22 protein-coding genes are annotated in these 19,873 nt (G+C 40.1%); 7 read left to right on the top strand and 15 right to left on the bottom strand.

The features are described from left to right. Nucleotides 1–241 precede the first annotated feature (241 nt). Together pyrE and rph are read right to left on the bottom strand one after the other, a co-directional pair. Entirely contained in the window at nucleotides 242–883 is a 642-nt protein-coding gene (pyrE, locus tag Xenpb_RS08400; RefSeq protein ID WP_187653914.1) for an orotate phosphoribosyltransferase, read from the bottom strand. Nucleotides 884–958: 75 nt separating this feature from the next. Continuing rightward, a complete protein-coding gene (rph, locus tag Xenpb_RS08395) occupies nucleotides 959–1,702 on the bottom strand; it encodes a ribonuclease PH (protein WP_187653913.1) in 744 nt (247 codons plus the stop codon). A gap of 125 nt (nucleotides 1,703–1,827) precedes the next feature. Between rph and Xenpb_RS08390 the strand changes: the two genes are divergently transcribed. From Xenpb_RS08390 to Xenpb_RS08380, 3 genes are all read left to right on the top strand, one after another. Further along, nucleotides 1,828–2,691 (top strand): YicC/YloC family endoribonuclease, encoded by an 864-nt coding sequence (locus tag Xenpb_RS08390; protein WP_187653912.1) that lies wholly within the window; start codon nucleotides 1,828–1,830, stop codon nucleotides 2,689–2,691. A 232-nt stretch (nucleotides 2,692–2,923) separates the two neighbouring features. Continuing rightward, entirely contained in the window at nucleotides 2,924–3,145 is a 222-nt protein-coding gene (locus Xenpb_RS08385) for a type II toxin-antitoxin system Phd/YefM family antitoxin (RefSeq protein ID WP_187653911.1), read from the top strand. Continuing rightward, a complete protein-coding gene (locus tag Xenpb_RS08380; RefSeq protein WP_187653910.1) occupies nucleotides 3,142–3,516 on the top strand; it encodes a type II toxin-antitoxin system death-on-curing family toxin in 375 nt (124 codons plus the stop codon). Before Xenpb_RS08385 ends, Xenpb_RS08380 begins: the two co-directional genes overlap by 4 nt. A 164-nt stretch (nucleotides 3,517–3,680) precedes the next feature. Here the strand turns inward: Xenpb_RS08380 and Xenpb_RS08375 are convergent, their stop codons facing one another. The 13 genes from Xenpb_RS08375 to rfaQ form a co-directional block, all read right to left on the bottom strand. Then, entirely contained in the window at nucleotides 3,681–4,115 is a 435-nt protein-coding gene (locus tag Xenpb_RS08375; protein WP_368666809.1) for a hypothetical protein, read from the bottom strand. Between the two features lie 77 nt (nucleotides 4,116–4,192). After that, entirely contained in the window at nucleotides 4,193–4,822 is a 630-nt protein-coding gene (locus Xenpb_RS08370; RefSeq protein ID WP_187653909.1) for a hypothetical protein, read from the bottom strand. 155 nt (nucleotides 4,823–4,977) lie between these two features. Then, the gene (locus tag Xenpb_RS08365; RefSeq protein ID WP_187653908.1) at nucleotides 4,978–5,616 is read right to left on the bottom strand and encodes a hypothetical protein; all 639 of its coding nucleotides are present in this window, start codon (nucleotides 5,614–5,616) and stop codon (nucleotides 4,978–4,980) included. 72 nt (nucleotides 5,617–5,688) lie between these two features. Further along, nucleotides 5,689–6,309: a hypothetical protein gene (locus Xenpb_RS08360; RefSeq protein WP_187653907.1), complete on the bottom strand. Its 621-nt coding sequence runs from the start codon at nucleotides 6,307–6,309 to the stop codon at nucleotides 5,689–5,691. Continuing rightward, on the bottom strand, nucleotides 6,306–7,490 hold the full coding sequence (locus Xenpb_RS08355; protein ID WP_187653906.1) for a hypothetical protein: 1,185 nt from the start codon (nucleotides 7,488–7,490) through the stop codon (nucleotides 6,306–6,308). The genes Xenpb_RS08360 and Xenpb_RS08355 overlap by 4 nt, the downstream gene beginning before the upstream one ends. Before the next feature lie 96 nt (nucleotides 7,491–7,586). After that, complete coding sequence (locus Xenpb_RS08350; RefSeq protein ID WP_187653905.1) at nucleotides 7,587–7,820, bottom strand: hypothetical protein; 234 nt, start codon at nucleotides 7,818–7,820, stop codon at nucleotides 7,587–7,589. Continuing rightward, entirely contained in the window at nucleotides 7,817–8,344 is a 528-nt protein-coding gene (locus Xenpb_RS08345; protein WP_368666808.1) for a transposase, read from the bottom strand. The genes Xenpb_RS08350 and Xenpb_RS08345 overlap by 4 nt, the downstream gene beginning before the upstream one ends. 260 nt (nucleotides 8,345–8,604) lie before the next feature. Further along, nucleotides 8,605–9,087: a pantetheine-phosphate adenylyltransferase gene (gene coaD / locus Xenpb_RS08335; protein ID WP_187653998.1), complete on the bottom strand. Its 483-nt coding sequence runs from the start codon at nucleotides 9,085–9,087 to the stop codon at nucleotides 8,605–8,607. Beyond that, nucleotides 9,087–9,860: a glycosyltransferase family 2 protein gene (locus Xenpb_RS08330; RefSeq protein WP_187653904.1), complete on the bottom strand. Its 774-nt coding sequence runs from the start codon at nucleotides 9,858–9,860 to the stop codon at nucleotides 9,087–9,089. Before Xenpb_RS08330 ends, coaD begins: the two co-directional genes overlap by 1 nt. Next, on the bottom strand, nucleotides 9,860–11,137 hold the full coding sequence (gene waaA, locus Xenpb_RS08325) for a lipid IV(A) 3-deoxy-D-manno-octulosonic acid transferase (RefSeq protein ID WP_187653903.1): 1,278 nt from the start codon (nucleotides 11,135–11,137) through the stop codon (nucleotides 9,860–9,862). The genes Xenpb_RS08330 and waaA overlap by 1 nt, the downstream gene beginning before the upstream one ends. A 103-nt stretch (nucleotides 11,138–11,240) precedes the next feature. After that, on the bottom strand, nucleotides 11,241–12,344 hold the full coding sequence (locus tag Xenpb_RS08320; RefSeq protein WP_187653902.1) for a glycosyltransferase: 1,104 nt from the start codon (nucleotides 12,342–12,344) through the stop codon (nucleotides 11,241–11,243). Beyond that, entirely contained in the window at nucleotides 12,341–13,471 is a 1,131-nt protein-coding gene (locus tag Xenpb_RS08315; RefSeq protein ID WP_187653901.1) for a glycosyltransferase family 4 protein, read from the bottom strand. The genes Xenpb_RS08320 and Xenpb_RS08315 overlap by 4 nt, the downstream gene beginning before the upstream one ends. Next, nucleotides 13,468–14,538 (bottom strand): putative lipopolysaccharide heptosyltransferase III, encoded by a 1,071-nt coding sequence (gene rfaQ / locus Xenpb_RS08310; RefSeq protein ID WP_187653900.1) that lies wholly within the window; start codon nucleotides 14,536–14,538, stop codon nucleotides 13,468–13,470. Before rfaQ ends, Xenpb_RS08315 begins: the two co-directional genes overlap by 4 nt. A gap of 193 nt (nucleotides 14,539–14,731) precedes the next feature. On the opposite strand from rfaQ, the gene Xenpb_RS08305 reads away from it, so the two are divergent. The 4 genes from Xenpb_RS08305 to Xenpb_RS08290 all read left to right on the top strand — a co-directional run bounded on the left by Xenpb_RS08305 (nucleotide 14,732) and on the right by Xenpb_RS08290 (nucleotide 19,640). Next, entirely contained in the window at nucleotides 14,732–15,691 is a 960-nt protein-coding gene (locus Xenpb_RS08305) for a polysaccharide deacetylase family protein (protein WP_187653899.1), read from the top strand. A 35-nt stretch (nucleotides 15,692–15,726) separates the two neighbouring features. After that, on the top strand, nucleotides 15,727–16,824 hold the full coding sequence (locus Xenpb_RS08300) for a glycosyltransferase family 9 protein (RefSeq protein WP_187653898.1): 1,098 nt from the start codon (nucleotides 15,727–15,729) through the stop codon (nucleotides 16,822–16,824). 214 nt (nucleotides 16,825–17,038) lie between these two features. Then, complete coding sequence (locus Xenpb_RS08295; RefSeq protein ID WP_187653897.1) at nucleotides 17,039–17,932, top strand: ATP-grasp fold amidoligase family protein; 894 nt, start codon at nucleotides 17,039–17,041, stop codon at nucleotides 17,930–17,932. A gap of 523 nt (nucleotides 17,933–18,455) precedes the next feature. Further along, entirely contained in the window at nucleotides 18,456–19,640 is a 1,185-nt protein-coding gene (locus Xenpb_RS08290) for a glycosyltransferase family 4 protein (RefSeq protein WP_187653896.1), read from the top strand. Nucleotides 19,641–19,873: the final 233 nt, after the last annotated feature.

Genomic DNA, 19,873 nt, shown 5'->3' with positions numbered 1-19,873 from the left:
GATGATAACGTGCGGTTTTTTCAGTAAGTTGTGTTAACATGTCCAGCTAGTTGAGTTCGCTGTAAAGTCACTCAATGATGGTATCACTATCGCAATCAGTACCACATTGTAATGCACAGAATAGTGTGTAATGCACAAAATAGTGTGTAATGTGCGGATGCCATTTCTACTACTCACCCCGCCCACTCTTGGGCGAGGGATTTTTTTCATCTGGTTTTGCTAATTACCAACGCTTACACCGTCAGATACCGTATTCTTTGCGATAAGCTTCCAACGCTTCCAGATGAGTTTGCATCTCTGGATTTTCACGCAAGTAGCTGACCAAGTCATTCAGAGTAATGATAGAAAAAACCTGGCATTGATAGTCACGCTCAATTTCCTGAATAGCTGAAAGCGTCTCACGCCCACGTTCCTGACGATCCAGACACAAAATCACACCAGATAGTGTTGCTCCGTGCTGCTTAATAATTTCCATTGATTCACGAATCGCTGTCCCTGCCGTAATGACATCGTCCACAACGACGACATTGCCTTGCAGTGGGCTGCCAACGAGCGATCCACCTTCACCATGATTTTTGGCTTCTTTGCGGTTAAAGCAATAAGGCATATCGATATCATGATGTTGCGCTAATCCCACAGCAGTCGTGGTCGCAATCGTGATTCCTTTATAAGCCGGCCCAAACAACAAATCACACTTAATTTCACTATCCAGCAGTGCTGCTGCATAGAAACGACCAATCAACGCCAGATCACGTCCGGTATTAAACAAACCTGCATTGAAAAAATATGGGCTTTTGCGACCTGATTTCAGCGTAAATTCGCCAAATTTCAGTACCTGTTTTTTCAGTGCCAGCTCAATAAATTCGCGCTGATAGGCTTTCATTGGAGTTTCTCCTCATTGTTTTTTACTATATTGCAGACATAAAAAAGGCGACTGTTCAGCCGCCTGATAAATTTATTATTTTAATGGTTCGTGTTCCAAGGCATACCGCTGCGCTTCAAAAATAGTTGCTAATCCCTCTTTAGCCAGAGAGAGCAGTGAGAGCAGTTCATCATGGCTGAAGGGTTCACCTTCCGCCGTGCCCTGCACCTCAATCATTCTGCCATCATCCATCATGACAATGTTCATATCAGTTTCAGCCGCTGAGTCCTCGACATACTCCAGATCACAACGACCTTCGCCTTCAACGATACCGACAGACACTGCCGCAACCATCGCTTTCAGTGGGCTTTCTTTCAGCTTGCCATCCGCAACCAACTTATTCAGGGCATCGATCAGTGCCACACAAGCGCCAGAGATAGCGGCGGTACGAGTACCACCATCTGCCTGAATCACATCACAATCCAGCGTAATAGTGAATTCACCCAACTTTTTCAAATCCACCGCAGCACGCAGCGAACGCGCAATTAAGCGTTGGATTTCCATCGTTCGGCCAGTTTGTTTACCTTTGGCAGCTTCGCGTGCATTACGGCTATTGGTCGCCCGTGGCAACATGCCGTATTCGGCTGTGATCCAACCCTGCCCCTGACCTTTCAGGAAACGTGGAATTCCTTCTTCAACGGAGGCATTACACAACACTTTGGTATCCCCAAATTCCACCAGAACCGAGCCTTCTGCATGTTTGGTGTAATGACGGGTCATTTTAATAGGACGCATCTGCCCTGCTGCTCTTCCCGCCGGACGCTTTCCTACTAAGCTCATAGTGTTATCTCCGCTGTTAAAACATTATTGGGGGCGCATTATACGGCCTAAAGCGGCGAATGCCTATCCTGCATCTACATGGAGCGCTATAATCTGCCCAACATTTTATAAATTGGGAACGAATTATGATCCGTAGTATGACTGCTTTTGCACGGCGAGATATCAAGGCAGATTGGGGAAACGCAGCTTGGGAACTACGCTCTGTCAATCAGCGTTACTTGGAAACTTATATTCGCCTGCCAGAGCAATTCAGAAGCCTTGAACCTGTCATCCGTGAGCGCATTCGTTCCCGTCTGACCCGCGGAAAAGTGGAATGTAACCTGCGTTTTGAACTGGATACCCGTGCTCAAGGCTCGTTAATTCTGAATGAAAAGCTGGCAAAACAACTGGTCGAAGCCGCAAGCTGGGTTAAACAACAAAGTAATGAAGGTGAAATTAACCCGGCAGATATTCTGCGTTGGCCGGGTGTCATGTCTGCCGAAGAGCAAGATCTGGATACCATCAGCACACAATTACTGGCGGAGTTAGATCTGGCATTGGATGCGTTTATCCAAAGCCGAGAAACCGAAGGGCAGGCACTTAAGGCACTTATCGAACAGCGTTTGGATGCGGTTACCGTGGAAGTGGTTAAAGTCCGCGAACAAATGCCGGCAATCCTGCAATGGCAACGTGAACGCTTACAGACCAAGCTGGAAGAAGCACAAATTCAGTTAGAGAATAACCGTCTTGAGCAAGAGCTGCTTTTGCTGGCACAACGCATTGATGTAGCGGAAGAATTGGATCGTCTGGATGCCCATGTCAAAGAAACGCGTAATATCCTGAAGAAGAAAGAAGCCGTCGGCCGCCGACTGGATTTTATGATGCAGGAATTTAACCGCGAATCAAATACATTGGCGTCAAAATCAATTAATGCGGATGTGACAAATTCTGCGATTGAATTGAAAGTCCTGATTGAGCAGATGCGCGAGCAGATCCAAAATATTGAATAACATTTCTTAGCAATTCAGAGAAAATCATAAAGCCAGATATATATTGTTATATCTGGCTTTTTTACTATCAGAGCATTACAGAACGAATCACAATAGCGCATGATTAGGGCGTATATCAAAGCATAAAAAGGTCATGGTTAAAGGTGAGCCATACCGAGATCTGTGTTGTTGATTAAGTTGAATAAGCGCCCAAGACATGTACAATTAATGTGTACATATTTGGAGGCATATTATGCGTACATACACCTCAACTCAAGCCCGTGCCAACATCGCGGAAGTACTGGATGCAGCAGCTCACGGCGAACCTGTTGAAATCACCCGTCGAGATGGCAGCTCAGTAGTCGTTATCAGTAAAGCAGAATTCGATGTTTGGCAAAACGCTAAGCTGGATGCAGAGTTCGATTCGATAATGCAGCGTCATGGGCATACGGTAGAGGCACTGACAAACCGATGATATGGGTCAGCGCACAGGAAGTTATCGCTTTTCATGATCGTATATTGCAGCGGCTTCCCGGCGTTGCTGGAATGCCCGACTCCGGCAGAGCCGAAGCACTCATCTATCGAGTTCAAAACCGTACACACTACGAAGGCGTAACAGACATTTTTGAACTTGCAGCCACCTACTGGGTTGCTGTTGCTCGTGGTCATATCTTCAATGATGGCAATAAGCGCACCGCATTTTTTGTTACCATGACCTTTCTCTACCGTAACGGTGTTAAGATCCGTGATAACGACAATACACTGGAAAACTTAACGGTAGAGGCTGCGACGGGTGAGAAAACCGTTGACCAGTTGGCACAGCACCTGCGTGAGTTGGTAGACTAGCGGAGGTTATGACCAAATGCGACAAGACCTTTTCAACATGAACACCTTGTTTTGTCGTGTATGTCCAGTTTGATCTGGTACTGATCACCGACTTGCCAATAAGTTGCTTCAAGGCCTCTTAAACTACGAAGCTGAGCACGTAATTCTGGTGTATTAGCCAAGGGTTAGTATCCCCTAGTAAATACCCAACCCGCTTTGCACCACTGATCTTGTAAATCCAACACTATCTTGATCGCATCGTTGTAAAGCAACGGCTCTATTTGTGGCGACATGTGTACACTCTCGATTATTCCATCATTGAACTTAACAACAAAGAATCGGGCAAGGGGGGTAACAAAACCGTATTTAGGATCGGTAAAACGTAAACGCGCATCTGTTTTTGGAATATTAAACCAAATTTTACCTGGAAGGTCTGGATCAATCGCGGCACTGGATCGCTGCCGCATTTCCTCATAAGGTTCACCGATCACTAAGGCTATCTCGGCGGATTCACGGGAATTAAAAGAATGGTAGAGATAGATGCCTATCAGACTTAGAACGATTAATGATGCCAATATTAAACGCCCACGTTGTTGCACCATGCCTTGTAACAGCTTCATTTGACACCCCCATTTGACGCAACATCCTAGATAGTGGGTGTGAAAATATTATCTTCTCACACCCACCTGAGATTACGCTATGGCTTTATCCACGGCTCGGCAATCTGCAATGTGATCAAATAGCGCTCTTCACCAGGATGATCATCATCTTGGAAAAGCGCTATATTTAACATTATCTGATACTGTTCACCTGCTTGCCAAAAAGTTGTTCCAGCCCCCCCTTTCATACTACGCAGTTGAGCATGCAATTCAGGAGTGTTGGCTAAGGCCGGGCGTTCTTTAGATTTAGTAAGTACCCAACCCGCTTTGTGCCACTTATCTTGTAAATCCAACACAATTTTGATCGCATCATCGTAAAGTAATGGCTCGATTTGTGGTGACATGCGCACACTATTGATTATTCCATCATCAAACATAACAGTAAAAAATCGGGCTGGAGGGGTCACAAACTCATATTTGGGGTCAATAAAGCGTAGGCGTGTATCCGTTTTTGGAGTGTTATACCAAGCGTGACCAGGAATATGAGGATCAATAACAGCACTAGAACGTTGTCGCATTTCCTCATAAGGCTCACCGATCACCAACGCTATCTCAGGGACACGGGAATAAAAGGCATGATAGAGGTAGGTGATCGTCAGACCAAAAATGATGGATAATATTATGATTAAACTACCACGTCGTAGACCTATACATTGTAATAGGTTCATTCTACACCTCGCTCTGAAGCAATTGCTTGTATCAATTTTCCGATCAAATTTCGTTTACTATTCCTGTGTAACAATTCATCAAAACGTTGTGCAGCTCCCCGATTTATCGAGTTAATTCATTAGCCCGGTAAATCGGAGAAGACAAGCGCAGCGCATCAGTCTGAATAATTCCTTACCCACGGTTTGGCAATCGCCAACGTGATTAAATATCGTTCTTCGTCAGGATGTTTGTCATCTTTAAAACGCCCCAAATTCATCTTGATCTGGTACCGATCCTCAGCTTGCCAGTAGGTTTTTCCAGGGCCTTTCATATTACTAAGAGTGTCATGCCATTCGGGGGTATTTTCCAAGGCTGGAAATTCGCCCGCTCGGGTCAATACCCATCCTGCTTTGCGCCACTGATCTTGTAAATCCAGCACAATCTTAATCGCATCTTCATAAAGCAACGGTTCGATTTGTGGAGACATGCGTATGTTATTGATTATTCCATTTTCATAGGAAACAGAAAAAAATCGAGCCGGAGGGGTAACAAATCCATATTTCGGGTCGATAAAGCGTAAGCGTGCATTAGTTTTCGGGATTCTGAACCCGATGTTACTGGCACCTTGTGGGGCAATTTCGGCACTGGAACGCTGTCGCATCGCCTCATAAGGTTCACCGATTACTAAGGCTATCTCGGCGGGTTCACGGGAATTAAAAGAATGGTAGAGATAGACGACAGTCAAACCGAGAACTATTAATAATGCTAATATTAAACCACTGCGCCGCCGATCTATATGTTGTGAAAGGTTCATTCAATCCCTTATCCTGAAACATTCGAAGAGTGGGTGTGAGAAATAAGATCCTCACTCCCATCTGAGTTTGTTTTATTGATTTATCCACGGCTTGGCAATCGCCAGTGTAATCAAATATCGCTCTTCATCAGGATGTCTGTCATCTTTGAAACGTGCCACATTCAGCATGATCTGATATTTATCATCTGCTTGCCAAAAGGTTATTCCAGTACCTTTCATCTTACGAAGGCTGTCGTGTAATTCGGATGTATTAACTAAGGGATAGTATCCTCTGGTAGGCTCCCAACCCGTTTTGCGCCACTGATCTTGTAAATATAACACTATCTTGATCGCATCGTCGTAAAGCAACGGCTCTATTTGTGGCGACATACGTACACCATCGATTATTCCGTCATCAAACATAACAGTAAAAAATCGGGCAGGTGGCGTAACAAATCCATATTTGGGATCGATAAAGCGTAAACGTGCATCTGTTTTTGGGGTATTATACCAAGCGTGGTCTGGAAGGTGTGGAGCAATATCTGCACTGGATCGCTGCCGCATAGCCTCGTAGGGTTCACCAATCACCAGAGCTATCTCTGGGTCACGAGAATAAAAGGAATAATAGATATAAGCTATCGCCAAGCCCAGAACGATTGACAATGCTAAGATAAAACCACCATGCCGTCGGCTTATTGATTGTAACAGTCTCATTTGTCACCGCCTCTTGCAGCAATTTCTTCTATAGATTTTTGTATCAAACCTCGATTGCTACCATTTAGCAATTCATTAAAACGAGTTGCCGCCTTGAGAACGAATGGCATACGTGAGTTGATATTGGATAGGTCTAATCCCCAGTCATCGATAAATTTGATAGTTCTACCATCGTTAACAGGTGCGCACTGACTAGTTAGCGTTAATTCAACAGATTCTGATGCACTAGAAAGCAAACCGCTGATATAGGTCCAATGGTTGCTACGTAATGCCCATACGAAACTGTTATCACTGTACATTGAGGGTTGTAGTATATTAACCTGCTCGTGGTAGGCGAGATACTCAACGCTTTTAGCAATATTGCCCGCTTCTATCGCTTCAAAGGTTTTTAGAATTTCTTTATGAGGAAAACCAAATTCCAATCTATCTTGCTCTATCGGCCACAATATTGGAAATTGGCTATTACCGTAGATATTTTTACGCGCACCTAGACAAGTTTTGAGTTCCTCTAACCCACGTTGCTTGTAGAAAGCGTGCAGCGGATATACATCTAGAAATAACGATGTATTTCCCAGTGCCATCATTTGATACACATGGTTGACTGCTGCGTATGCTAATCCTTTTTCACCAATAGGCAAATCGGCAGGTACTGGATTATTTTTGCTAGCTTCCCTAGTTTCTTCTATAGCTTGACTAACATCATCCGCACTTTCACTGGCAATAATAAACGGTGGGTAACCAGGAAACATCGGATTATCTACTTCTTTTTTTGCTTCCTCCATGACTTTAGTCGAGCGTTTTCGGGCATCATGCTCCGCTTCCACTTTTTTCATTACCGTAGAAGCATGCATCAATCCACACCCTACCTGCTTAGAGGCGAAAGCTGCAAGACCAGCCCACTGAAAGCGGTTATCTTCCAACCAAATTTTAGCATAAGCTGCACTAATTTTTTGGTTGCGTTCTATGGGATCAGCGATTAATTTACCTCCCGGTGCAACAATATCTTCGGCCTCTTTTTGATACCTGCGCCAAACACATTCACAGGTGAGAATCGGTACGTCAATGACTTTAATTTGTTTTCCATCTTTTTCTTCGAAATGACAATCACACGCGGCCACTGATTGAGTGCTTTTGTACAACTCTATGTCATCGTATTTATGTTTTTTAAAGACTTCCGTCATTTATGTCTTTCTGATTAAAATAGATTTAATATCATTCCGTTACTATTGTTTATATCCGTCATTCACCTCATCTATATTTTTAATGAGGCGCGCCAACTAAACCGACTGAGAAGGATGTATTTTTACGGTGAACGGTGTACTGGTTAAACCTTTTTCAAGATTTATCCCATCACTATCACTCGTTCCCGAATGCACCATTTTGTTATTTGTCAGCGTGTAAGGCACATTAGGTATAGGCTCATTGGTGTAGTCTCTGACAAGTTCAATATATAAATCATTTTTAAGTATTGCTTGGCAATCATGGCAATAAACCGAATTTTCATCACTCATCGATCTTTCTCCTGTTCTTTTTCTTGTTCTATCGCCAGCAGGTAATCCCGACTGGACACTTTTTCAATACGTTGTCCGGCTTCCAGTTTTTGCCGCAACCATTGTTCAATCTGTTGTTCCAAACTGCCTTCAGGCTTATCCAGTTGTTTCGCCATCTCGCCGTGGTTTTCCCATAAATCACAATACAGTGAATTGGTTAACACTTTCAGTCCGTAGGGAGAACGTAACCAGACTGCCAGCAAGTGATCACCCAATGTAAACGGGATTTCGCTGTTACCTTCGCTACACGCTTCGGGACGGCAAAACCGCATCGGTTGCGGCCGGTCTATCACCAGCTCTATAACAGGCGACAACATCAGTGACCAGTCGCTGGGCGTGAAGGCTGGCACCAGTGCGCCAAATACCCTATGGTGGGGAATACGAAGGTTGTGACAAACGGCAATTTTGGTGGAATCAATAAAAGCGATCCCCTGAGTTTTAACCTTACATGACGAAAGAAAAGCGCATAAACGTTTTAAAATCACGATAATGGCTCATATGGAATAAAATGAGGATCGTTATGACTTCACTGAGAGAAAGGGAAGCTTCGCGTCGCTGTTTGAGTAATCCGCTTTCAATGAGCTGTTGATGCCAAAGAGGGATACATTTTGGCAAAAGTCATCGACACAGCAGTAAAGTTCTTCTAAATTATACATGCCTGAGGATCTCCACGATTTTGTTTTCTTTAGCAAAAACTTTGATCGTGCCTCAGGCACTTTAGTTCCCTTCTTAAATGAATCTCAGGTTACTTACCTAATTTCTGTCGCATTGCCTGAGCAACTGGCTCAGACAGGAATGATGAAATATCACCATCATGGCGTGCAACATCCTTGATCAAGGATGAAGAGATGAAGGATAGATCTTGAGAAGGCAGTAAAAAGACACTTTCCAGCTCTGGCATAAAATGTCGGTTCATATTGGCAAGTTGCCACTCATATTCAAAATCGGAAACAGAACGTACCCCGCGAATTAAGATGGTAGCTTGTTGTTTTTTAGCAAAATTGACCATTAATTCACAAAATCCAACCACATCGACATTCTCCAGATGGGCTGTGGCCTCTTTTGCCAAAGCAACGCGTTCTTCCAAACTGAACATCGGATTTTTTCTGTCACTATTGGCGACAGCCAGTAGAACATGATCGAACATATTTGCTGCACGAGTAACGATATCAAGGTGACCGTAAGTGATGGGGTCAAAGGTACCAGGATAAATCGCTTTTCTTTTCATCATTTTTTACTCTTTGTTTGAGTCAATTCCCAAAGTGCAGCATATTTATTGAATGTATATTGAGCATTCACAATAGCTAACACCAACCCTTGCTTACCATCAAGAAAGCCCGCCCTTAACAGCCAGGTTTTGAAAAATGCGCCTGACATATGGCTGAAGATAGAAAAATAATGAGTCCTTTTGCCTTGTTCGTAGCGATGTTTTGCCCAATCTCTCGCATAATTCAATTGTTTTTGCTGGAATTCCATCAGATTGCGGCAGGTTAAATGACGCAAGTCGCCTTTTAGTGTCACGATGGACGCACCTTGAGTATCAAGGGACTCATGAACCTGATTGTCGTTGTATTGATAACGTTCACGACAATAGAGACGAATCACTTTATCAGGATACCAGCCACTGTGTTTCATGAATCGCCCCATAAAGAGATTCTGGCGTGAACAACTATAGACTTTCTTGTCATCAGGGTTGGCTAGGACTTGTTCAATCGATGCTTTTAGTTCTGGAGTCATGCGTTCGTCAGCATCAATCATAAAAATATAATCGCCGCTGGCATAGGATTGAGCGCGCTGCCGCTGGCGGCCAAAACCAGGCCATTGGGTATTCGTATAGACTTTTGCACCCATCTCACTGGCTATCTGGCTGGTTTCATCGGTGCTGCCGGAATCTAACACAATGATTTCATCTGCCCAATTTACGGAAAGCAGGCAATCTTCAATCAAGTCGGCTGCATTTTTAACAATCATGACAACGGACAGACGTTTTTGCGCACTCATCAATGGCTCCTTGGCGGGAGATAAGGTTCCAGTAATTTTAGCAAGCGCTGAAGTGCGCCTTGGTTTTCGTGCAGGACTTCTGCGGCATGACGGCCGTAATAGAGTCGGTAATCTTCATCTGTCAGTAGGCTGTTGATGGCTGAACTTAATGATTGGCTATCCGTGACAGTAATCAGCCCGTCAGCTTTATCCAGCTTGGCACAGATATCTTTAAAATTGAATGTATGCGGACCCATAATAACAGGAATGGCATGTGCTGCCGCTTCCAGAGGATTATGTCCACCGCGCTCTGTCAGGCTTCCCCCGACAAAAGCCAAATCAGCGATTCCGTACAAAAGCATTAATTCGCCCATGGTATCTCCAATGACTACCTGTACATTGGCACCCGGGATTGTGTCAGCACTCCGCAATATCGCGTTCAACCCGGCGTTTTGTGTCAGCTCAGCAGCTTTACCGAAACGTTCAGGATGGCGAGGTACTAAAATTAACAAGAGATCGGGAAATTGTTTGAGTAGCTTGCAATGTGCATCCAGAATGATGCTTTCTTCCCCGTCATGGGTGCTGGTTGCAATCCATACAGGGCGATGAGGAGCCCATTGGCGACGTAGTGTGATGGCTTTGGCTGCCAATTCCGGCGTCACAGAAATATCGAACTTAAGACTGCCGGTCACAGAGAGTTGGGAACGCCTTAATCCCAATTCGATAAAACGGTCACCATCTTCCTGATTTTGCGCAGCAATCAGTGTGATCTTATTTAAAATGGTCTTAATGAAGCTGCTAATTTTTTGATACCCGGCAGCAGAACGGGCTGATAACCTTGCGTTGGCGATAACCAATGGTATTTCGCGTTGGTGCAACTGAGTGATCAGATTTGGCCACAATTCGGTTTCCATAATGATCACTAGCTTTGGATTGACGTTATCAAGAAAGCGGCTCACTGAACCGGGCAAATCGTAAGGAAGATATACATGATTAACATCCGAGCCCAGTGCAGACAGAACTCTTTCAGAACCCGTCGGTGTCATGGTTGTTATTGTTATGGGCAAAAAAGGATAGTGATGCCGCAAAATCCGCACTAACGGAATGGCAGCCAATGTCTCTCCGACAGAAACGGAATGCAGTAAGATCCCACCGGGGGTAACTTTTTTGGCACAGAAACCATAACGTTCCCCCCAGCGTTTTCGGTACGCAGGTGATTTACGGCTGCGCAACAGCAAGCGTAACCAGATAATTGGTTGGATAAGGTAGAGAAGTACCTGATATAAGCGAAGCAACATTCTATCAAATTCACTGACATAGACTGCGGCTATAGTATCACATTGGCTTGAAGAAAGTGTGTAAAATGCAGTCCCTGTTTACTCATGATCTAGAGTTGCTTACTTATTTTTCTATTAATTCAATATATTGTTTCTGTATATAGTGTGCTTCAAATTTGTCATACATCTTCTCTGTGATGTGTGGGGGAGAATCATAAGCAAATTGTATTTTTTTCGCCAAAGAATCCGCATCAAGATCGGATAGATAGCCTTCCAATTCACCTGTCATTATTTCCCTGACACCACCAGGGCAATCAGTACTGACAATCGGGGTATGGCAAATTAACGCTTCAATTAATACTGTTGGTAATCCTTCACTGTCTGAACTGATAACAACTGCTTTTGCTTCATTGATAATGGGGTGTGGGTTAGAGTAAAAACCTGCCAGGATGGCTTTACCATCTAACCCACGCTCATGGATTTTTACTTTTAGACTCTCTTCAATTTCCTTGGAACCTTTTCCCACTATGAGCAGCTTGCATGGGAGATTTGCTTTTGCAAAAGCCTCTATCAATCTGTCTTGACGTTTTACTTGATGGAAGCGCCCAACATGTAGAATGTAATCCAGACCATGATAAGGGTTGGTTTCTGATGCTTTTGCTTTTATTTGCTCAAAATCAAAGGGATTGTAGATGGTTTTTATCTGCTTGGGTTGTATCGCAATATTGTTTAGCAGATCGTCGCCGACGGCTTTGGAGACGCAAATGAGATTCCTGTTTTTATAAACTTTTTGGATTTTTCTTTTTTTTATCCAATGAGAAATGCCACTCTTGTTGCTTAAATATGATTGAGAATAAATACCATGAATACAATGCCATACATTACAATTTTTTAATATTTCTGATTTAACGACGATACGATCAGTTTTATGCAGATTAGAAACGACGAGCGCAGGTCGGCCTTTTTCCTGAAAAAGCTTAAATAAAACTTTATCCATTGCTTTAGCTCTGCGGTTTATCTCGTTGAGCTTTCTGAATGGCCCTTGATAGTTATCTGAACTGACAATGTAATGAATATCTTCTGGAATGGTATAATCCAACTGAGTATTGAGTGAAAGTAATGAAATTTGGTAGCTTGATTGATTTAAACCAGCCGCAAGACGGAGGGTAACGTTCTCAGCACCTCCTCCTGGCAACCCATCAATAATAAAAAGAATGTGCTCTTTCACTGTGCTAAAACTCGTTGATAAAGATCAATTAATTGTTTAGATAAATTCTCAGGGGTTGCAGAGATTATCTGGTTTCTGGCTGCAATTGACATATCTGTGCCGAATATATTATCAGGAATGGAATGAACAGCATCTCTCAATTTTTCAATATCTAATGCGTCACAGATAAAACCATTTTTTCCTTCGTTGATGAATTCTGCCCCTCCACATGTTGTGCTTGTGATAACAGGTAAACCACATGCCATAGCTTCAAGGATAACATTGGGGAAGGGATCGTAGAGTGTTGGCAGAAGCAAACCATCAGACAACTGATAAAAAGGCAGTGTATTTTTTTGTAACCCCATAAAACGGACGCGATGGGTACATCCTAAAGTGTTTGCAAGTTCCTGATACTTTTTCTGCTCTTTGTCTTTGCCGATAACCAAGAGATAATCACCTGTTTTGGCAACGGTGTTGATGGTTGCGGATAATCCTTTTCGTTCAAAGCCGGAACCAACATAAATCAAGCATTTTGCAGTCGCAGGGATTTGATATTGCTGCCTAAGTTGTAGGCGGGATTGCTCATCAGCCGGAAAAAACTTTGTATTATCAATTGAGTTGTATATAACGACAATTTTATCTTCAGCTAACCCAAATTCTTCTATGATCTCTTTTTTGACCATCTCAGCGTTACAGATCACTTTTTTTAAGGCAGGATCTGTATACATTTCTGTCTCGGCATTCATTACATAACGATGATATCGATCATTCAGCAGCCACGTTGCTTTCCATCTTGGTAAGATACGAGCACGCTGTAGTAACCACCGCTTATGGACCCCATCTCCGGCCCGATAAATGTCACAGCCAGCAATACGCTCATGACTTTGGACTAAATCAAATTGTTCTTTTTGCCATAATTTTCGCGCTGATTTGGCAAAACCCCTTTCGCGGCTTATTCTTCCATATTTAATAGGATTGCATAAGTGAATATGCCAATTGGGATTACTGATACCTTGCCAGGAACGAGTAATGACATTAAGTTCAATTTGTTGGTGTTCTAGCGCTTCTAATGCCCTTGACACAAAACGTTCAGCGCCTCCATCTGGGCGATATTTTTGACGGACAATGGCTAAACGTAACGGTTTCATGAAATATATTTCCTTGCTGCTGAAATGACTGCATCCACAGGTATTAGGTCTAAATAACGTTTGTTTGTGTGGGTTTTTATATCGTCGGGGTGAGGAATGTCGCCATAATCACCAGCCCAAATCACTTCTCCGACAGATTGCCAAGGTTTCCAAAATGTTAGTTTAGATGGACCGAATAATGCAAGGCAGGGCGTTTTCAGAGCAGCAGCCATATGCATTGGTACTGAGTCTACGCCAATAAATAGCTTGGCATGGTCAATCAATGCAGCCAGCTTGGGTAACGTTAATTCCCCTGCCAGAGAAAGGATGTATTTTTTATCATTAGGGCAGTACGACAAAATGGTATTTACCATTTCTAATTCCCGTTTATCTGGGCCAGCAGTAATGATAATACTGTGTCCATCCTTTTGTAGTGAAGTTATCACTTCTGCCATTTTTTTTTCATCCCAACATTTAAAAAACCATCTGGATGTAGGTTGAATGACGACATATTTTTCTGGAAATTTATGTTTAGCCAGCGTCTCACTTACCCATAGTGCATCTTTACTATTATAACTCATCGTTACTTTTGTGATGAGTGAAGGAAGTTGCAATGGTTTTAGGATAGAGAGATTTTGTTCTACAATATGTAATGAATCGTGATCATCTGTTGGTATAACTTCAGTATGGCAGAAACGCCATTTCCAATTTTGTCGTTTAGGGTAATCAAGTGCCAGACGAATAGGTGCCCCAGTAAAACGAGTGATAAAGGCACTTCTCCATTGATCAGCAAGATTGATCACTAAATCATAGTGTTGTTGCCGTAATGTTTTGAGCAGTGTCCACTCATGCCATAATTTTTTTCTGATACTTAGTTCTTTCCATTTACGATCTATGGAAAAAATATGAGAAATCTCTGTTGAATTTTCCAGCATAGGTGAGGTTTCTTGATAAAGGAGCACATCAATTTTTGCATTTGGGTAGTGATGAGTGAGTGTGCTGATAACCGGTGTTACTAGCAGCATATCACCATGATGTTGCAGTTTAATCACCAAAATGCGTTTGATTTTATTGATTTTTTTTGTCATTTTTTTGAGTTCGTTAGAATATCAATGTCATATAGCGATCTTAATTTAAAAATCACAGAGAGCCACCTCAACAGGACTACCTTACTGGATAAAGTTTACACTCAATCGCGTCGTTAGGATTCTCTAATTGCGTTACGTGCTTGCTATGCGTACCATTGAAATAACTATTTTTATCATATTTTGGTGCATATTGATGTCATTACCCGCTTTTATTATCACGATTGACACTGAAGGTGATGATCTATGGCAAAATCGGGAGCAGATCTCGACAAAAAACACATATTATCTGCCAAGATTTCAGGATCTCTGTGAGCGTTTTGGCTTCAAACCAGTCTGGCTAACCAACTATGAAATGGCAATGGATGATAGCTATATCGAATTTGCCAAAGATGTGATTGCCAGAAATACCGGGGAAATAGGGATGCATTTGCATGCCTGGAACAACCCTCCTATAGTTTCCCTGACTGATGATGATATGCGTTATAAACCTTATCTGATTGAATATCCGAAAGAGCAAATTAAAGCAAAGATTGATTTTATGACCAATCTTCTGGAAGAAAGACTTCAGACAAAGATGCTGAGTCATCGTGCAGGCCGTTGGGCATTTAATGAGTATTACGCGCAATTATTGGTCGAATATGGGTATCAAGTAGATTGTTCCGTTACCCCTAAAGTTGATTGGCGCTTTACTAAGGGAAACCCTAATGGAAACGGTGGAACGGACTATAGCCGTTTTCCTGCTCATGCCTATTTTATGGATTTACAAGATATTTCCAAAGAAGGGCATTCTGCATTACTGCAAGTTCCGATGAGTATTCAATATAAACATTCTCCGGTCATGAACTTTATTAAGCAGAAATATGATCGATTGAGAGGGAAACAGCGTTCGCCATCGGTTAATTGGTTGCGGCCAAAAGGTGGAAATTTGGAGCCGATGAAAGCGGTTGTCCGGCAAACTTTAGCATCTGGCAGTGATTATGTTGAGTTTATGCTGCATTCTTCCGAATTTATGCCGGGAGGAAGTCCAACATTTAAAGATGAAGAACAGATTGAACAGCTTTATCGGGATTTGGAAGGGTTGTTTGAGTTTTTGAAACCCTTGATGCAGGGGATGACGCTGGCGGAGTATTACCAGATGAAATTGATTAAATAACAGCCTGTAAAATTTATATATCAAAAAGGTATGGAATGGAAAAGTATTTAAAGCACAAATTGGTAGATCTCTTCTTGAAGGTTTATACAAGGAAAGCTGATTTTACTCAATCAAGAATTGAATTTAATAAATTAGAAGAAAAAAAATTCTCAAATATAATTATTTATTCCACTACCGCACTGGGTGATTTCTTGATGAATACACCTGCGATACATTCTATTAGAAATAGATTTAAAGATGCTTTTATTACATTGATTTGTCATCAAAACTTTAAGTCATTTCTAGAGAATGGAGTTGATTGGGATAGAGTTATTACATGGAATAATAAAATAAATAATGTTCCGAGACTTTTAAAGGAAATAAAAGAATCAGGTACACCTGATATCGCAATCATACTACATTCACATAATCCATATGATTATTTAAGTGCCATTATGTCTGGTGCTAAATTTATCTTCAGGGATAACTATAGTAAAAATGAATTAATTGAGAAATGGCTGACTAATTATGTTGATGAATATACAGGCCATATTATTCAAAGAAAGCTCGAACTAATAAAGCCATTAGGATGTGAAACAGCGTCAAAATCCTGTATTGAGATGCGTGTTCCATGTCATGTTAATTCTATTAAGAAAGATCATTTATCAATTGGTTTTCAAATGGGCGCATCGTCATCTGAACGTTGTTGGCCTGTGAGGAACTTTGTTCAGGTTGCATCTTACATTTTACACAATGATAATACTACACAAATAGTATTAGTAGGATCACCTAATGATATACAATTACAACAAGAATTCATTAAATTATTACCAGGCGAGTTTCATAGCAGAGTTAATCAATTAGTTGGAAAAACAACCTTAGTCGAATTAACTCAAACAATAAATGAACTCGATTTACTTGTTACAGGTGATACAGGGCCTATGCATATAGCAATAGCTTTAAAGGTGCCTACAGTGAGTTTATTTGTTACTGCTGCTCCATTTGCAACGGGTCCGTATCAAGATCCTGAGCTTCATAAGGTAATTTTGGGTTCAATTATGTCATTAAATAAGAAAATACATATTATGGACGTTATATCTTCAGATATGGTTATATCTGAAATCAATAAGGTCTTACGCGTAAGATATAAATAATATTTCTCTGGTTTGTGTGGTGTGAAGGGGGTATATAGTTACGGGCTTTTAATATTTATGTACTCTTTTTTCTTAATTGTGTTTATGAAAAATTAATTTCCAATTAGAAATTTTTATGAGAAGACATTGTACAGGATTATATAGTATAATATGTATCTTGGGTACCGTGACTCAGTACGGTAGTTATTTTCTTATATGAATATAAGAGTTAATTATGTCGTTATCAAAAGTGTTTAAAAATATCTTAAATACAATTAATTTTCATTTTGTCTCAGATGAAAAATATAGAAGAAAATTATTCAGGAAAAAGTTCAAAAAGGAATTAAATTTGAATGATCCGCAGACTTTTAATGAAAAGGTTAATTATAGAATATTAATGGATAGAAATCCGCTATATACTGAATTAGCTGATAAGCTTAAAGTCAGAGAGTATGTTAAAAGAACTATAGGAGAAAAATACCTAATAAAATTATTAGGTTTTTATGAAAATACAAAAGACATAGAATATGATTGTTTTCCAGATAAATTTGTATTGAAGTGTAATCATGATGCTGGCAGTGTTATAATATGTAAAAACAAATCATTATTTGATTATAAAAAAGCAAATAAAAAGATTAATTTTCATCTGAAAAATGACATGTATAAAAGAACTAGAGAATGGCATTATAAAAACATTCAACCTAAGGTAATATGTGAAGAATATTTAGATATTTTCGGAGAGGAAAATAATAATTTTTTGCCAGAAGATTATAAGTTGCATTGTTTTGGCGGAAGGGTAGAGTTTTTTGAAATTCAATTTAATAGATTTGGAAAAGAGAGGTTTATAAATGTATATGATAGGGAATGGGTATTACAGCCATTTGTTATGGGATGTAAAAATACTAATTTTAAATTAGAAAAACCTAGAAAGTTGAAAGAATTGATATACTTAGCTGAGAAGTTATCTAACGGTTTTGATTATTGTAGGGTTGATTTTTATCTATTGGGAGATACAATTTATTTTGGAGAGATAACATTTACGCCATGTAATGGACTAGATCTGATTCTCCCTGAAGAATGGGATTACAAATTAGGGCAGAAATGGCATTTAACACTAAAAAATGATTAATGAGGAAAATGACTTGTTGATACAATTACCAGGCTGAGTGTGTACAAAACACTGGGCAGATAAGGCTGGTTTTCCTAACTATTATTACAAAAATTGCCAAAAATCCTTTCAACTTGCCTATTTCTACAAAGGTTACAAGATTGGAGGGAAAGAGAAAGTTTTAATATGGTAATGAATGGCTTAGACGTTAGAAATATAGACCACACTAGATATCAGTATAAATAAATATAGCAAATTTTACTTTAAAAAGCTAGTCTAATCAGGTGATTTTGAGGTAAATTATCATACGACAATATTGCATTTATTTACGAACTGGAATGAGCAGTAGTTTTCTATAGTAACGGTGGTGTTTTTGAAAAAATTCATTTATTTATCTAATCCATCCCTTGAAAATAAACATTTATTTTTACACTAAAATGATGTTATAAAAACCGTATTATGAATATTTTTTAAATGTGCGGTTTTTTCAAAAACTCTTATTTTATTTGTGCTTAGTATGCTAAATGTTAATTTAGGAAACATTATGAAGATTGTTCATCTTATTAATTTACAGGGGTTTGGTGGTGTTGAAAAACGCTTTGTAAAATATATTAAAAATAGTAGTTACAAAAATATAGTCTTATGTCTAAGCAATTCTATTAATGAACATGTGGCTTCAACCTTGTCAGGGATTGCTGTATATAGGGTTAATAGAGTATTTGATGCCTATGAAGCTAAGTGGCCAACATTTATCAGAAAATATATATTGAATTTTAAAATCAACAGATTTAATGCAGATTGTGTCATTGTTTGGGATTTTGTTCCCAAGCTATTCATGAAACCTAAATGTAAATCATTTATTTATTATGATTGTGGTTGTGGCTGGCGTTATGCCTTAAATAATAGAACACTTGGTTTCCTTAATATGTTGGATGCCATTATCTCAAATAGTCATGCATCCAAAAGAGTAATGCAGCTTAAGTATTCTTTCAAGAAGAAAATCTTTACTGTATTGAATCGGTTGGATATGCAACCAGTAACAATTTCAAAGAAAATTATCAATAAAAAACATATAGTCTTAGGTACAGCATCTCGCTTAGTCGGCTTGAAAGGAATCAGTATTTCCTTGTTAGTATTGGATGAACTTAAGAAGAGGGGGATTAATGCAAAATTATTTATTGCAGGAAGTGGAAACTGTGAACTTCAATTGAAAGAGTTAGCGTCTGATTTGAATATTGTGGATTTTGTGGATTTTGTGGGATATCAATCAGATATGAAGAAATTTTATGAAAAAATTGATGTCTATATGAGTACTCCTGTAACTGAAGCATTTGGTTTATCATGCATCGAAGCTCTCAGCAATGCAGTACCAGTAATTTTTCCTTTAGTTGATGGCCAGCCAGAGGCCATTAAAGATGGATATTGTGGGATTGGTCTAAAACCCACGGTATCAATTGATGAACATGAAAAACTAGCTGGTATTGATATAGATTTTCCTCATCAAGTGTATGATCCCATTAACGATAAATTAACAGAACCTAAGTTGCTTTCGCATATTGATTGTGCTGATGCGATTGAACGTTTACTCAAGGAGCCATCTTTGTATGAGTCAATGAGTAAAAATGCTATTGAGTGGTCTAAAGAAAGTATGAATTATGAAAAATTCAAAAACGAATTCGAAGATGCTTTCAGAGAACTAGCTAAGTCCACTTTACCTCGAAAAAGTTAAAATCTTTTATAAGAGCAACATGTCTTCCGATAGCGTAATATTTTGTATCGTATTATCCAGAGATTTTAGGAAATGTTGCTCTTTTCCATAACCATTGTTAGAAAATAGCGAATTACCCTGCTCTGACGGTTTTTATAGTCTGAGCTATCAGTAACTATATAAAATGTAATATAGTTTTATATTTTCCAGTAATATAATTTATTAACTGAATCATATTATTCATTTTGTCTTTG

The organism is Xenorhabdus sp. PB62.4 (assembly GCF_014467285.1).
Taxonomy (GTDB): Bacteria; Pseudomonadota; Gammaproteobacteria; order Enterobacterales; family Enterobacteriaceae; genus Xenorhabdus.
This window is presented reverse-complemented; position numbering and strand designations above follow the sequence as displayed.

What these genes read in the sequence shown, in the direction of transcription:
- pyrE (WP_187653914.1), bottom strand. Translation starts at nt 883, where the DNA reads ATGAAAGCCTATCAGCGCGAATTTATTGAGCTGGCACTGAAAAAACAG.
- rph (WP_187653913.1), bottom strand. Translation starts at nt 1,702, where the DNA reads ATGAGCTTAGTAGGAAAGCGTCCGGCGGGAAGAGCAGCAGGGCAGATG.
- Xenpb_RS08390 (WP_187653912.1), top strand. Translation starts at nt 1,828, where the DNA reads ATGATCCGTAGTATGACTGCTTTTGCACGGCGAGATATCAAGGCAGAT.
- Xenpb_RS08385 (WP_187653911.1), top strand. Translation starts at nt 2,924, where the DNA reads ATGCGTACATACACCTCAACTCAAGCCCGTGCCAACATCGCGGAAGTA.
- Xenpb_RS08380 (WP_187653910.1), top strand. Translation starts at nt 3,142, where the DNA reads ATGATATGGGTCAGCGCACAGGAAGTTATCGCTTTTCATGATCGTATA.
- Xenpb_RS08375 (WP_368666809.1), bottom strand. Translation starts at nt 4,115, where the DNA reads ATGAAGCTGTTACAAGGCATGGTGCAACAACGTGGGCGTTTAATATTG.
- Xenpb_RS08370 (WP_187653909.1), bottom strand. Translation starts at nt 4,822, where the DNA reads ATGAACCTATTACAATGTATAGGTCTACGACGTGGTAGTTTAATCATA.
- Xenpb_RS08365 (WP_187653908.1), bottom strand. Translation starts at nt 5,616, where the DNA reads ATGAACCTTTCACAACATATAGATCGGCGGCGCAGTGGTTTAATATTA.
- Xenpb_RS08360 (WP_187653907.1), bottom strand. Translation starts at nt 6,309, where the DNA reads ATGAGACTGTTACAATCAATAAGCCGACGGCATGGTGGTTTTATCTTA.
- Xenpb_RS08355 (WP_187653906.1), bottom strand. Translation starts at nt 7,490, where the DNA reads ATGACGGAAGTCTTTAAAAAACATAAATACGATGACATAGAGTTGTAC.
- Xenpb_RS08350 (WP_187653905.1), bottom strand. Translation starts at nt 7,820, where the DNA reads ATGAGTGATGAAAATTCGGTTTATTGCCATGATTGCCAAGCAATACTT.
- coaD (WP_187653998.1), bottom strand. Translation starts at nt 9,087, where the DNA reads ATGAAAAGAAAAGCGATTTATCCTGGTACCTTTGACCCCATCACTTAC.
- Xenpb_RS08330 (WP_187653904.1), bottom strand. Translation starts at nt 9,860, where the DNA reads ATGAGTGCGCAAAAACGTCTGTCCGTTGTCATGATTGTTAAAAATGCA.
- waaA (WP_187653903.1), bottom strand. Translation starts at nt 11,137, where the DNA reads ATGTTGCTTCGCTTATATCAGGTACTTCTCTACCTTATCCAACCAATT.
- Xenpb_RS08315 (WP_187653901.1), bottom strand. Translation starts at nt 13,471, where the DNA reads ATGAAACCGTTACGTTTAGCCATTGTCCGTCAAAAATATCGCCCAGAT.
- rfaQ (WP_187653900.1), bottom strand. Translation starts at nt 14,538, where the DNA reads ATGACAAAAAAAATCAATAAAATCAAACGCATTTTGGTGATTAAACTG.
- Xenpb_RS08305 (WP_187653899.1), top strand. Translation starts at nt 14,732, where the DNA reads ATGTCATTACCCGCTTTTATTATCACGATTGACACTGAAGGTGATGAT.
- Xenpb_RS08300 (WP_187653898.1), top strand. Translation starts at nt 15,727, where the DNA reads ATGGAAAAGTATTTAAAGCACAAATTGGTAGATCTCTTCTTGAAGGTT.
- Xenpb_RS08295 (WP_187653897.1), top strand. Translation starts at nt 17,039, where the DNA reads ATGTCGTTATCAAAAGTGTTTAAAAATATCTTAAATACAATTAATTTT.
- Xenpb_RS08290 (WP_187653896.1), top strand. Translation starts at nt 18,456, where the DNA reads ATGAAGATTGTTCATCTTATTAATTTACAGGGGTTTGGTGGTGTTGAA.